Genomic DNA, 13,039 nt, shown 5'->3' with positions numbered 1-13,039 from the left:
GTCGCCTACCCGCCGCTTCGCCCACCCGTTGCCTCCTTCCACCACCGATCGTCCCCATGCTACGCCGCGATTTTTTGTACGGTCTTTCGGCTTCGCTCGGGTCGGCCGCGTTCACCGCGATGTTGGCCGACGCGAACCAGGACACCACTGGGCAATCGCATCAGCGGCAGCCTCATTTCCCGGACGCCAAGGCAAAGCACTGCATCTTTCTTTACATGGAAGGCGGCCCGTCGCACATCGATACGTTCGACCCCAAGCCGACGTTGAACCGGTTGCACCTGAAGAAGTTTCAGCGTCAGGGGGAACAACAATCTGCGATGAGCGGCGGCACACGCTACTACGTCGAAAGCCCGTTCAAGTTCCGCCGCGTCGGACAGGCGGGCATTCCGATGAGCCAACCTTGGCAACATTTGCCCAAGGTCGCCGACGACCTTTGTTTTTATCGCGGATGTCAAGTCGAATCGGTCAACCATCCGACGGCCAACTATCACGTCAACACGGGAAACCGATTTGGCGGTGATCCGTCGATCGGGGCGTGGGTGAACTATGGTCTGGGCAGCCCGAACAAGGATCTTCCAGGCTTCATCGTATTGCCCGAATTGGCGTATCCCCAAGGCGGTTCGGCAAACTGGTCGAACGGTTATCTGCCGACGTCATTGCAGGGCACGCCGCTGCGTCCCAAAGGATCGCCGATCCTGGACATTGCCCCGCCGGACGGTGTCACCCGACAACACCAACGTGAAAACTTGGATTTTCTACAGCAGCTGAATGAACGACACGCATCGTTGCACCCGAGCCATGAAGACCTGAAGGCTCGAATGATGAATTACGAACTGGCGTTTCGCATGCAGATGCAAGTTCCCGAGGTCTTGAATATCGACGACGAATCGGAACAGACGCTGCGCGATTACGGCGTGGGGGTTCAGCCAACGGACAACTTCGCACGCCGATGCTTGTTGGCTCGCAAACTGGTCGAAAAGGGCGTGAGATTTGTGCAAGTTTATGCCAGCACCTGGGATTCCCATGACTACTTGGCCAAGGCACACGGTGCGTTGATTCCCGCGGTCGACCGTCCGATCGCTGCGTTGATCGCCGACTTGAAACAACGTGGATTGCTGGAAGAAACCCTGATCGTTTGGATGGGCGAATTCGGGCGGACGCCGGACAACGGTGTCCGCGGTGGCGGATTGGCCTATGGACGCGACCACAACCCCAACGCGATGACCATCTGGATGGCCGGCGGCGGCGTCAAAGCGGGACACGTCATCGGGGCGACTGATGAAATCGGTGGCGAGGCGGTCGAATGCGTTCACCACATCCGCGATTTTCACGTCACGTTGCTGCGGTTGCTGGGACTGGATGACAACCGACTGACGTACTATCACGCCGGACGCTTCAAACAGCTCAGCCAGTTCGGCGGCCAGGTCATCGATGAACTGATCGCCTGATCGTTTGCTGAAGCGGGTGACGCATTTTGCGCGTGTGTCGTTCATTTTGGACACTTTCCGACATTCCGCCGTTACCCTCGTGACGTGCCGGTGTTCAATCCCGGCACGCGGTCAGCGGACCGCACTTTTCGGAAAATCTTTTCGCACAACGATCGCGGGGATGGCTTGATGAATCGACGTTTTAATCGGGGCTGGCGGTTGATCGCGTTGGGGGGACTTCTGGCGGCGACGCCGATGCTGTCCGTCAGCGCCGATGACTGGAACCGGTTTCGCGGCCCCAACGGATCCGGCGTCAGCGACGATGGCGGTTCACTGCCCGAACAATGGTCGCCCAAAGCCAACGTGGCCTGGAAAACGGCTTTGCCGGGTGCCGGTGTTTCCAGCCCGATCGTGGTCGGCGACCGGGTCTTTGTGACGACTTACAGCGGATACGGTTTGGACCGCCAAGATCCCGGCGACATCAATGATTTGGTTCGTCACTTGGTTTGCGTCGACCTGCAAACCGGCGAGCCCGTGTGGCAAAAAGACGTCCCCGCGGCCCAGCCCGAAGATCCCTACACCGGCATCGGCGTGACCGCCCACGGTTATGCGTCGCACACCCCGGTCAGCGACGGCAAAAACGTCTATGCCTACTTCGGCAAAAGCGGCTTGCATGCGTTCGACTTGGACGGCAATCCGCTTTGGAACGTCCCGCTGGGTAAAGAATCTGATCCCTGGAAATGGGGCTCATCCTCCAGTCCGATCTTGTTCGAAGACACCGTGATCGTGACCGCTTCGGCCGAAAGCCAAGCGATCGTCGCGGTCGACAAAGCCACCGGTAAAGAAGTGTGGCGACAGGAAGCCGAAGCTCTGGACGGCATGTGGGGCACACCACTGTTGGTCCAGATCGATGACCAAAGAACGGATTTGGTAATGAGCGTGCCGAAGGAGGTTTGGGGGTTGGATCCGCGGACCGGAAAGCTGCGTTGGTATGCGGCGACGTCCGATGCCGAACAGGCCCATTCCAGCGCCGTTGCCGACGGCCACCGAGTCTTTGCGTTTACCGGACGCGGCGGCGGCAGTGCATCGGTGCAAGCGGGCGGCAACGGTGATGTGACCGACAGCCAAGTCGACTGGACCGGTCGCGATTCGGCACGCTTCGGTTCGCCCGTCTTTGACGGAAAGAACCTGTACTTGGTCGCCGGTGGTGTGCTGACCGTGATCGATCCGGAAACCGGCGATAAGGTCAGCCAAAACCGATTGGAAGGTGCTTCGCGTGGCGGTGGCATGGGGTCGCAAGACTATGGGTCGCCCATCATCGCCGATGGCAAGCTGATTTATGTCAACGGATCGGGCCAAGCGTTCGTTTATCGCTTGGGCGACGAAGCCGAACTGTTGGGCGTCAACCGCGTCACGGCCGATGCCGAAACCTTTGGCGGAACCCCCGCCGTTGCCCAAGGTCGTTTGCTTCTTCGCAGTAACAAACATCTGTACTGCGTCAGCGATGAAAACGAAACGGTCGACCCGGCGGACAATGCCGTCGAAGTCGCTGCCGCCGATGCCGGCGGACGTGGCCCCGGCGGTCGTGGCCCCGGCGGACCTGGATTCGGCGGGCGTGGCCCCGGGGACGGACGTGGAGGATTTGGCAACCGTGCAGGCGGCGGTCGCGGTGGATTTGGCGGCGGCGGACGCGGCGGTGCGGGCGGTCGCGGCGGTGCGGGCGGTCGCGGTGGATTCGGGGGTGGCCGGGGTGGATTCGGCGGCGGCGGTGAACGTGAAGACACTCGACCGGACCGTCCACAGCGACCGGAATCGGCGTTCTGAACAAGCGTTCTTCTGGCCGGCCCCCAGTTAGATGACCGAAACCCACGCCCGACGTGAACATTGGCCCAGGTGTCTACACAGACGCCGGTCTTTTTGTCGGCGGCCTGGTCGATGATCACGACGCCGAGCCCGGTGATCCCGCTGGGGCCGATCGCGCATCAAAAATCCCGCCGTGCCGGTCACGTCCGTGCAAACACGCGGGATGTCGGCCCAGAAACCATTCGGAGATCCTTCACCGATGTTCCGAGCAAAACACAAGGTCCAGGGGGCCAGCTGATCATCAACGGGTGCCCCCCTTGTGTGGAAATTTTATGACAAATGAAAAACTGGATGTCAACATCCAGTTTTGCGTTTTTCTGCTCTTTGCGGTGCGTTCGCCGGACTGACGCATGATTGACGACAGTCACGGTGCTGCCTAGCCTTGCGATGATCGCCCTCAGTTTTGGGGCTTTCCTATCGAGCAACGCGCCGGCGAAGCACACCGGCCACCGTTTACTAGGCCAGTTGAGCACCGGGCATCGTGGGCAGATGATTTCGCAGACAACCGAGTACGCCCTTCGTGCGGTCGTGTACTTAGCCGACCAAGACGGGGCCAGAACCACCGCAATGATCGCCCAGGCGACGCACGTCCCCGCCGGCTATTTGTCCAAAGTCATGCAGGCGCTCTCGCGAGCGGAACTGGTGCAGTCCCAGCGAGGCCTGCGGGGTGGATTCTCGCTGCGGCGTCGGCCGGAATCTTTAACCGCACTGGAAGTCATCAACGCGATTGACCCGATCCAGCGTTTTCACACTTGCCCGGTGAACCTGCACGGCGAAGCCCTGTGTCCGCTGCACCGGCGGCTGGATGAAGCCGGACGTTTGGTCGAAGAAACCTTTGGTGACACGACCATTGCGGACATGATCCGTGACACCGGTGGCAGCAAACCACTGTGCCAAAGGCCGACCGATGACGCCGGCTCTACCGGTAATGCCGCCGGCCGATCGCTGTCGTCGCGTCCGACAACGGACCCGGACCAACATTCGACACTGGCAACCTGACCGGTTCGACCAACCGAAGCGGCCACATACGGGCGAACTCGATCAGTCCGCCAGGACGTCGTTGGTCAAGTACCAACGGTCGGGGCGTACCAGTTGCGCCGGGTAATTGCGCACATCAATTTCGAGGTTGGTGACCTGCGCAAACGCCTGTTTCTTGCCGGCCCCCGCGACGACAAACCAAACACTTGCACCGGAGTTAATTGCGGGGTACGTCAGCGTGTACCGATAGGCATCCAGCTTGGGTACCCAGTTGGCGACAAACGTCTGGTCGTCCACACCGATCGCATCGGTTTGCGGGAACAAGGACGCGGTGTGGGCATCATCGCCCATTCCCAGCAGAACCAGGTCCCATCGCGGTGGCAGGTCCCCAAAGTGTTCCAAAATTTCATACTGGTACGCTTTTGCCGCGGCCTGCGGATCGGACACCTTCACAGGAACCGGATGCACATTCGACTCCGGTGCATCAATTGGATCTAACCAAGCCGTTTTGACCATCTTGTAATTACTGTCGTCGTGATCATGGGGGACGTTTCGTTCGTCGCCCCAGAACCAATGCACCTGATCCCAGGGCAGCGATTCCTGCGCCAACAGTTCGTACATCCGCTTGGGCGTCGAGCCGCCTGAGAGCGAAATGGAAAACGAATCGCGGTGACGCAAAGTCGAACGGATCAGGTCGGCAACATCGCTTGCCGCTTGACGTTGCAACTGTTCGACGGATTCAAAGGCCAAACGTTCGGGCGATTTCATGATTCGAATGTCTCGTCGGGTCCGGGGAAAGTGTTGTCGGAAACGTCATTCCGATATTGCTGCGCCGCGTTTTTCAAAACTTCTTGCAAGTCGGCATACTTGCGAACAAACGTCGGCAAATAACCACTGGTCAGACCGACCATGTCATTGGTCACCAACACTTGGCCATCGGTGGAGGGGCCGGCGCCGATACCGATGGTCGGCACATCCAAAGCATCGGTGATCGCTTTACCGATGGCATTGGTCACACACTCGATCAGCACCGCGAACGCGCCGGCACTTTGCGCCGCCAGGGCGTCGTCGACCAAGCGTTGTTGGTCGCGGCCGATTCGATAGCCGCCATCGACGTGAATGTTTTGCGGTCGCAACCCGACGTGTGCCATCACCGGGATGCCGGCGGTCACCAACGCTTCGATCCGAGCGGCCTGTTCGGCGCCGCCTTCCAACTTGACCGCGTGACAGCGTGTTTCCTTGAACACCCGCGACGCGGACTGCAGGGTTTGCTCGATCGACAGTTGGCCTTCGGGGAACGGCAGATCGACGACCACCATTGCCCGCCGCGCGGCGCGACCGACCATTTCAGCGTGGTACAGCATCTGGTCCATCGTCACCGGAAGGGTGGTTTCGTGACCGGCAACGACCATTGCCAGTGAATCGCCGACCAGCAAGATATCGATGCCGGCTTCGTCCAAGACCGCCGCAGTGGGAAAATCATAGGCGGTCAGCATCGAAATCCGCTGGCCGCGGGACTTCAGGTTCTGCAGTGTTCGGGTGGTGACGCGTTTGATCTCCGACGCGGTCATGGGGCACCAATTAATCTGGTTGGACGGTGGGGTGGCTGGGTTGGTCGTTTTCCGGCATCAGTCTGGCACTTCCCCACGACTTCGCCCAGACCGTGGTTTGGCCCGTGGTGGCGCGCCAGGCGGCGGACTGTTCCGAATCGGCCCAGCGATTGGGTCGCTATGGCCCGTGGTGAGGCCGGAAACGAAGACGCTATGGCGACCAAGGCCTCAGAAAACAACCTTCAGCGGTATCGATTCAGCCCGCAATAACCGCTAGAAAATGCATACTCACCTTTTGTCCATACCAGTCCTGTGACGACGGATCCTTCCCCCATGCACTCGCCGACCATTGACGATTACGACCTGGGACAGGTCGTCGGCGCGGGAACGGTCGGGACGATCTATTTGGCAACCGAGCGAGACACGGGATACCGCGTTGCCATCAAAAAGCTGCATCCTGGTGTCAGCCGGGACCCGTTGATCCGGGCCCGTTTCGAACGAGAAACAACGATTCTGCAGCGTTTGCGCCACCCGAACATCGTGGCCTGTTACGGCGGCGGGGAAATCGATGGCGGGCTGTACTACATCATGGAATTGGTCGACGGCGGGACGGTCAAAGACCTGCTGGAATCCAACGGGCCGCTGCCTTGGCCGTCGGTCGTGGACGTGACGCGGCAGATCTGTTCCGCCTTGCAGTACGCTCACAACCATGGCGTGATTCATCGTGATTTGAAGCCGGGAAATCTGTTTTTGACGACCGACGCCGTCGTCAAGTTGGGTGATTTCGGGATCGCACGCGACACTCATTCCGCCGACCTGACCAGCAGCGGGCTGACCGTGGGCACCCACGCGTACATGTCGCCCGAGCAGATCACCGGCGATGCGTTGATCAGCGGCAAAACGGATTTGTACGCGTTGGGATGCTGCGTGATGGAAATGCTGACCGGGCGCAAGCCGTTTCTTGGCGAGAACTTTGCCCAATTATTCGAACAGCATTTACGAGCCGCGCCGCCACGGGCCCGCGATCTGGTCGGCGACTGTCCGCCCGAATTGGACGAAGTGATCAACGAACTGCTTGCGAAAGATCCCGAGAATCGGCCGTTCAACGCACGATCCGTCCAAGGCGTGATGCTGGAGATCGGCGAAAAGTACCACCTGGATGCTCCGCTGGATTCCAGTCTCGAATCGGTCGGCAACGGCGAACCGGCCGACGTCGCCGCGTCCAGCGCGACTGAGGGGGGACGCCGAATGCTGGAGAAGCAAATCCGCGGCCGCATGGGGGGCGGGCCACGACCGGACGTCAGCTGGGGCCGGCTGGCCGCGATCGTCGCCGTGGTCGCCGGATTGATCGGTGCACTGATGGTGGCCCAGTCCTAGCATGCGCTCTGGTTGCCGACCGGTCGCCTATTCGCTGAACCGGTCGACTATTCGCTGAACCGGTCGACTATTCGCTGAACCGGTCGACTATTCGCTGACCGGGGGCTGATCGACGCCCCGGGTTGCCGGCCGATCGCACCGCATGGCATTTTGCCGGGGCTACAGTTATTCTGCGCTCCTATCATCCCGGCACCGACGGTGCCACCGGCCCGAGTCACCGATTCCGTTCGCTGCTCGCCGGGTCGGCTCAATTTCCCGACGCGACCCGCAGGAATCACTTCCTTCATGTCCCTTTCCACCTCCCTCCGGCACGGCTTGGCGATTGGCTCGCTCGCTCTTTCCCTCGGCATTGCCGCCATGTCCCAAACTGCCATGTCACAAGAAACGCCCGATGCCAAATCGGATCCGATCGCCTATTTCCTAGGCCTGGACATCGGCGGGTCGATGGCACAACAAGGTTTCGAAGCCAAAGATTTTGACATCGATGTTTTCGCCCAAGGCTTGCTTGATGCCCTGGCAAAGAAAGATCCGCAACTGACCGAAGAACAGCTGCGTGAGGCCCAAGGCAAGCTGCAAGCGATGATGCAAAAACGCGTCCAAGATCGCGCGGCGATGAACAAAGAAAAGGGCGAAGCCTACATGGAAAAGAACGCCAAGTCCGAAGGCGTTCGCAAATTGGACGGCGGCGTCCAAATCAAAACGACCAAGGCGGGCGAAGGCGCATCGCCCAGCGTGTCCGACCGAGTCACCGTTCACTACACGGGCAAACTGATCGACGGCACCGTGTTCGACAGTTCGGTCCAACGTGGCGAACCGATCACGTTTGAACTAGGCCGCGTCATCAAGGGCTGGCAAATCGCGCTGCAAAAAATGAAGGTCGGCGAAAAAGCCATCGTCACCATCCCGTCGGATCTGGCTTACGGCCCTCGCGGTCAGGGTCCGGTCATCGGCCCCAACGAAGTGCTGATCTTCGAAGTCGAATTGATCGAAATCCCGTAGCCGTCCCCGATCGGCTGATCCGTTCGATGCCGCCAAATGGTTAATCCCCGAGGTGTCGAACGGGTTACACTGTGAACCACGCGACGACTCCTGCCAGCGATTATTCTTGGCAGGAGTTTTTCGTGTCCGGTGCCCGGTTCCGTTTCCCCGTTTCCCCGCCCAACGCTGAAGCCTTTGATGAAATCACCCCGCCGAATCTTACTTGCCACCGTCGCCGCTGCGGCGACCACGTTGACATCCGGTCTGGGCTTTGCCGCCAGCCCAACGATCAACCTGGCCGATCCACCGTCATCGCTGAACACGGATCCAATGCCGATCCAAATCGTCGACGCTTATCCAAATCTGCGGATCAGCCGTCCGGTGGTCCTGACGGGCGCCGGCGACGACAGCGGACGTCTGTTCGTCGCCTCGCAAACCGGCGAAATCTACGTCTTCGACCAAAAGGACAGCGAAGTCGAAGAAGCCGATTTGTTCATGGACATCAACGAAGCGGTTTCCTACAAGGACCGTGAAAACGAGGAAGGCTTTCTGGGCTTGGCGTTTCATCCCAAGTTCAAAGACAACGGCAAGTTCTACGTCTACTACACCACCAGTGAGCGTCCCCACGTTTCCATCATCAGCGAGTTTTCGGTTCGCGGCGATGATCCCAACCAGGGTGACCCACGCAGCGAACGCGAACTGATGCGAATCCAACAACCGTTTTGGAATCACAACGGTGGAACCCTGGTGTTCGGTCCCGACGGATACCTGTACGTCGGACTCGGTGACGGCGGCAAAGCGAACGACCCGTTGAAGTCCGGACAAGACGTCAGCAAGTTGCTCGGTTCCATCTTGCGAATCGATGTCGACACACGAACCGGTGGACTGCCCTACGGCATTCCCACCGACAACCCCTTGGTGGGCAAAGACAAAGCGTGGCCGGAGATCTATGCCTGGGGCATTCGCAACATCTGGCGCATGTCATTCGATCCGGCCAATGGTGATTTGTGGGCCGCCGATGTTGGCCAGAACCAGTGGGAAGAGGTCAACCTGATTCGCAAGGGCGGCAACTATGGCTGGAGCCTTCGTGAAGCGTCGCACAAGTTCACTCTGGGCGGTGGCAAAGGATCCGGCCCACGGCCCGATTTGATTGAACCGCTGATCGAATACCCACATACCGAGGACTGGGGTAAATCGGTCACCGGCGGCGCGGTGTACCGCGGCAAACAAACGCCGCAGTTGGACGGTTACTACCTGTACGGCGACTACGTGTCGGGCAAAGTCTGGGCGATGAAGTACGACAAGGGCAGCCAAACGGTGACCGAGAATCGCGAGATCGCTTGGTCCAACCTGCCGGTCTTCACGTTCGGTCAAACCGATGACGGCGAAGTGTTGATGACCACGCAATCCGGTGGCGGTCGCATCTACAAGTTCGTCGCGAATTAACGACCCGTCCGCCCGTCAATCATCGGTGCAAACGGGAAACGAACGCCAATCCACCCCCAGCCGCTGGAACTCCGCAGCGGCCGTCAGGAAGTGGGCGGTGATCCAGTAGATGTTCCAAGCTTCGCTGTAACCGCCCCGCATCCCCGCGATCGTTTCTCCGGCGTCGTGTTGTTGATAGTTGGTCTGGAACAACTGCTCGCCTTGGACCCCTGTGGCCAGGTCCGTCATTTGACCGCAGCTGACCAACATGACCTGTGCCAACTGGTGATAGCGTGAATCGCCGGTCCAGTCGCCCAGTTGCCAAATGACCGGGGTAAAGACAACGCCGAACACATCCAAGTGTTGGTTCTGGACCGACACGTCCGTCCAGCCACGCGTCTTGACGGCTTGGTCGGCCAATCGTCCCGGCGGCAAATCGACGTCCCAGACGTACAAGTAACTCAGACAGACATCCGCCGCGTGAACGGCGGCATCCAGATATTTCTTATCGCCGGTGGATTCGTACAAAGCCGCGAACCCTTGCAATGCGGCCCACGCTCCTTCTTTGTCTTCGCACCGCGCATCCAACGTGCCGCCCCAATAGGGTTCGGCCATCGTCAAATGACGATCGATCGTGTGGTCGGCCAACCGCCGTGCGGAATCCATCCAATCTTCACGCTGCATCAGTTCACTGCCCAAAACCAACGGTGCAATTGCAAACGCTTCGTTGGTCGACACGGGATGCCAATCGGCACGCCCGACCCGGTCACGGATCAGGTCCAACTGTGCGGCCAAAAACGTTTCCCATTTGGACACATCGACGGCGGGTTCGCCATCGCCGGAATGCTGATCACGCACGCTGCGGATCGCCCGCGCGATTCCAGTCAACGCCTGGGCGGTTGAAAGCGGGTTAGTTCGCTGCAGCCAGCGATGCTGTTGATAGTCATAGACGATCGCAAACATCGGATCGGCTTTCTTGCCCACCGTCGGCGATTGGCACAAAAAGTCCAACGACTCTGCGGCGCGACGTTTCCACAGGACGGGGTCATCACACTGCCCCGCCAAGTCCAGCGTCAACAACGCGTGACCGGGGACTTCCGCACGGTCGGCCCATCCCATCATCATCCAACTTTGGGCTTGAGGCGGACGGGTGCGAAAGCCACGACACTGTGCATCCTGATGCCAACGATCAAACGTGTCACGAAGCTTGGCCGACATGACGTCTTCAATCGCGGGCATGGACCGGTCAGCGACGGGATCAAACAAGTCGATCGACGTCCAAAGCGGCTTTTGAAACTCATGACCGACCACGGGCGCATCGGCCAACTGAATCCAGAATTGTTTTTCAATCACCGTGCCCGGCTCAACCGCAACCATGTGTGCATCGTCAAACGGAAACAGCTTGGTCTGGCGAGCCTTTGCCATTCCCGGCTGGCCGTTGGTGGCCACCGGCCCGCTTTGCAGCGTCAATTCGACACCGTCCTCGCGTTGAATCAGCCCCAACGACCACCACAAATCATCCCGTGCCGCGGCGGGCAACTTTGACGGCCGACTGTGCAAAGCCGCAACGCCACGTCCGGAATCGATCGCGGCGGCAAAGGGCATTGGGTACCGGTGTTCTTGATACAGCGCCGAAAACCCTGGTTCGGATTGCCAAGTCGGCACACGCGTGGGATCGATGCGGGTCCCCGATGGATTTCCGTAGTACTGTATCCCGGGCAGAAACGGCTTCAGTGAATCGTCGCCACGCGGGCTGACGCGATACCGGACCGATAACACGACCGGCCCGCTGGGCGCATCACCCAGGTATTGCCAACGACGCTTGGCATGGACCAAGCCATTGTCATCGACGCGATATTGATCGCTGACACGCCACGGACCATCGGGGGTCTGCACCGTACCGGTGAAATGCGTCCATGGTCCCAGTGTTTGCGTGTGGATCGGCGATGCGTGGTGCCAAGCCTGTGGGGCATGTTTGGACCAACCCGTTCCGATTGTCCAAAGCCCATCGGCGGGCGTGGACATCGCCCAGCCATCGCCGTTTTGTGTGATAACGATGCCTTCGTCGGTTGCCGTCAGCAAGACTTCCGCCGAAACCGCCGACATCCAAAGCAAGGTCGTGATACCGAACAGTGCGACTGCAACCGGTTTACTAATCGCAAACTTGCGGCCGCCAAACCGCACATTAAGAATCGACATTCCCATCTAAAATTTCGCCAGGATTTGCAAGGACGATTGACCGACAACAGCGTCGTCAGAATACACCAAGCCCTAACGCAAAAGATGGCCTGTCAATCATTAACGTCCGGAACGCATTCGTTGCATTGCTTCGCGTTGTGCGTCCAGGACGGCGCGTTCCAATTTCGACGCGTTATCACGCGGTGGCGACCCCGGTGGCGGCGCATCGTCGACCAGCGGAACAATCGTGCCCGCGTTATCGGCGGCCTTTGCGGCTCCGTACACATCGACACGTCCGCCACGGAATCGCTGGCCCGCCGGCAAGCTGAACCGCCCGACACCTTTGCCCTGAAAATTCACGTCTTCGATCACGTTCGGGCTCTTGCCGGTTCGGTCAATGGCGACCGACTGCATCGCCCACTGGTGCACGGTGATCTCGTACCAGACCTCCGGTGCAATATCATGTCGCACGGTTCGACTGTAGGGACGGCCCAGTGCATCGTAAGTGTCATAGATCTGCACTTCTTCGCTGCCACCGTCGCGCTCGATCGTCACGCTGACGCTCTGCCCCGGTGCGACGCGGAACTGCTGGGGGTCTTCGGCGCGTCGCAGATCCGTCAGCGTCACCTGAATTTCGCGCGGACCGGTGTTGACCAGTTCTGCTTGGACCGGCTGCAACGGCGGCTTGGCGACCACCTCGGTATCGACCAGTTGTGGTCCCGCCGGTCGCTGCGGAACGACCACCGGTGCCGGAACAACTTGAGGTGCGGGGACGACCTGGGGTGCCAACGGAACGCGGGCCGCCGAAAACGCATTTCCAAAGCCGTTGTAGCTGTACCCGTATCCATAGCCGTAGGTGGAATACGGATAGGTGTATTCGCCGTAACCCGAATAGGGATCATAGCGGAACCCCAGTGGATAACCGCCATAGCCCAGGCCGTATCCATAGTTCGGATAGATATGCACATTGATATCGCGCCCCGGGCGACCATAGCCCGGTCGATCGGGGCGAGGTCGCGGACGATCCGGCTTGGGCGCCGGTTTGGGTGGACGCCGCATCGTCTTCAACGTGGGACGCGGCGGCGCGATAGGCGATGTGTTCTGCGCGTCGACCGGTTCAGGAATCGTTGCCAGCGTGATCCCGATGGCGACGGTGATGCCGAGGATCCCGCCCATCGGGCATCGACTTGTTGAAGCAATTCGAACCATCATTGATGGATTCCCACGTGCAAAAGAAAAGTGTCCGAATGATCTTAAACACAA

At 59.7% G+C, this 13,039-nt stretch carries 10 protein-coding genes; 6 read left to right on the top strand and 4 right to left on the bottom strand.

The annotated features are described in order from the left end of the window. Positions 1-56: 56 nt before the first annotated feature. From Mal65_RS03880 to Mal65_RS03870, 3 genes are all read left to right on the top strand, one after another. Positions 57-1,448, top strand: coding sequence for a DUF1501 domain-containing protein (locus Mal65_RS03880; RefSeq protein ID WP_145293825.1), 1,392 nt, complete (start codon positions 57-59; stop codon positions 1,446-1,448). 168 nt (positions 1,449-1,616) lie between these two features. Beyond that, complete coding sequence (locus Mal65_RS03875) at positions 1,617-3,251, top strand: BamB-related PQQ repeat family beta-propellar protein (protein WP_145293823.1); 1,635 nt, start codon at positions 1,617-1,619, stop codon at positions 3,249-3,251. 528 nt (positions 3,252-3,779) lie between these two features. After that, positions 3,780-4,289, top strand: a complete 510-nt coding sequence (locus tag Mal65_RS03870; RefSeq protein ID WP_145293821.1) for an RrF2 family transcriptional regulator — start codon at positions 3,780-3,782, stop codon at positions 4,287-4,289. A 42-nt stretch (positions 4,290-4,331) separates the two neighbouring features. Here the strand turns inward: Mal65_RS03870 and pgl are convergent, their stop codons facing one another. Next, positions 4,332-5,036 (bottom strand): 6-phosphogluconolactonase, encoded by a 705-nt coding sequence (gene pgl, locus Mal65_RS03865; RefSeq protein WP_145293820.1) that lies wholly within the window; start codon positions 5,034-5,036, stop codon positions 4,332-4,334. Continuing rightward, the gene (gene panB, locus Mal65_RS03860) at positions 5,033-5,839 is read right to left on the bottom strand and encodes a 3-methyl-2-oxobutanoate hydroxymethyltransferase (protein ID WP_145293818.1); all 807 of its coding nucleotides are present in this window, start codon (positions 5,837-5,839) and stop codon (positions 5,033-5,035) included. Before panB ends, pgl begins: the two co-directional genes overlap by 4 nt. A 312-nt stretch (positions 5,840-6,151) precedes the next feature. On the opposite strand from panB, the gene Mal65_RS03855 reads away from it, so the two are divergent. From Mal65_RS03855 to Mal65_RS03845, 3 genes are all read left to right on the top strand, one after another. Beyond that, positions 6,152-7,195 carry a serine/threonine protein kinase gene (locus tag Mal65_RS03855; protein WP_145293816.1) on the top strand — a complete coding sequence of 348 codons (1,044 nt, stop codon included), beginning with the start codon at positions 6,152-6,154 and terminating at the stop codon, positions 7,193-7,195. A 357-nt stretch (positions 7,196-7,552) separates the two neighbouring features. Continuing rightward, the gene (locus Mal65_RS03850; protein ID WP_145293814.1) at positions 7,553-8,194 is read left to right on the top strand and encodes an FKBP-type peptidyl-prolyl cis-trans isomerase; all 642 of its coding nucleotides are present in this window, start codon (positions 7,553-7,555) and stop codon (positions 8,192-8,194) included. Positions 8,195-8,371: 177 nt separating this feature from the next. Further along, on the top strand, positions 8,372-9,619 hold the full coding sequence (locus tag Mal65_RS03845) for a PQQ-dependent sugar dehydrogenase (protein ID WP_145293812.1): 1,248 nt from the start codon (positions 8,372-8,374) through the stop codon (positions 9,617-9,619). A gap of 15 nt (positions 9,620-9,634) precedes the next feature. Here the strand turns inward: Mal65_RS03845 and Mal65_RS03840 are convergent, their stop codons facing one another. After that, positions 9,635-11,797, bottom strand: coding sequence for a hypothetical protein (locus Mal65_RS03840; protein ID WP_145293810.1), 2,163 nt, complete (start codon positions 11,795-11,797; stop codon positions 9,635-9,637). A gap of 99 nt (positions 11,798-11,896) precedes the next feature. Then, a complete protein-coding gene (locus tag Mal65_RS03835) occupies positions 11,897-12,952 on the bottom strand; it encodes a hypothetical protein (protein WP_145293808.1) in 1,056 nt (351 codons plus the stop codon). Positions 12,953-13,039 lie beyond the last annotated feature (87 nt).

Origin of the sequence: Crateriforma conspicua (genome assembly GCF_007752935.1) — a bacterium.
GTDB lineage: Bacteria > Planctomycetota > Planctomycetia > Pirellulales > Pirellulaceae > Crateriforma > Crateriforma conspicua.
This window is presented reverse-complemented; position numbering and strand designations above follow the sequence as displayed.

What these genes read in the sequence shown, in the direction of transcription:
- Mal65_RS03880 (WP_145293825.1), top strand. Translation starts at nt 57, where the DNA reads ATGCTACGCCGCGATTTTTTGTACGGTCTTTCGGCTTCGCTCGGGTCG.
- Mal65_RS03875 (WP_145293823.1), top strand. Translation starts at nt 1,617, where the DNA reads ATGAATCGACGTTTTAATCGGGGCTGGCGGTTGATCGCGTTGGGGGGA.
- Mal65_RS03870 (WP_145293821.1), top strand. Translation starts at nt 3,780, where the DNA reads ATGATTTCGCAGACAACCGAGTACGCCCTTCGTGCGGTCGTGTACTTA.
- pgl (WP_145293820.1), bottom strand. Translation starts at nt 5,036, where the DNA reads ATGAAATCGCCCGAACGTTTGGCCTTTGAATCCGTCGAACAGTTGCAA.
- panB (WP_145293818.1), bottom strand. Translation starts at nt 5,839, where the DNA reads ATGACCGCGTCGGAGATCAAACGCGTCACCACCCGAACACTGCAGAAC.
- Mal65_RS03855 (WP_145293816.1), top strand. Translation starts at nt 6,152, where the DNA reads ATGCACTCGCCGACCATTGACGATTACGACCTGGGACAGGTCGTCGGC.
- Mal65_RS03850 (WP_145293814.1), top strand. Translation starts at nt 7,553, where the DNA reads ATGTCCCAAACTGCCATGTCACAAGAAACGCCCGATGCCAAATCGGAT.
- Mal65_RS03845 (WP_145293812.1), top strand. Translation starts at nt 8,372, where the DNA reads ATGAAATCACCCCGCCGAATCTTACTTGCCACCGTCGCCGCTGCGGCG.
- Mal65_RS03840 (WP_145293810.1), bottom strand. Translation starts at nt 11,797, where the DNA reads ATGTCGATTCTTAATGTGCGGTTTGGCGGCCGCAAGTTTGCGATTAGT.
- Mal65_RS03835 (WP_145293808.1), bottom strand. Translation starts at nt 12,952, where the DNA reads ATGGGCGGGATCCTCGGCATCACCGTCGCCATCGGGATCACGCTGGCA.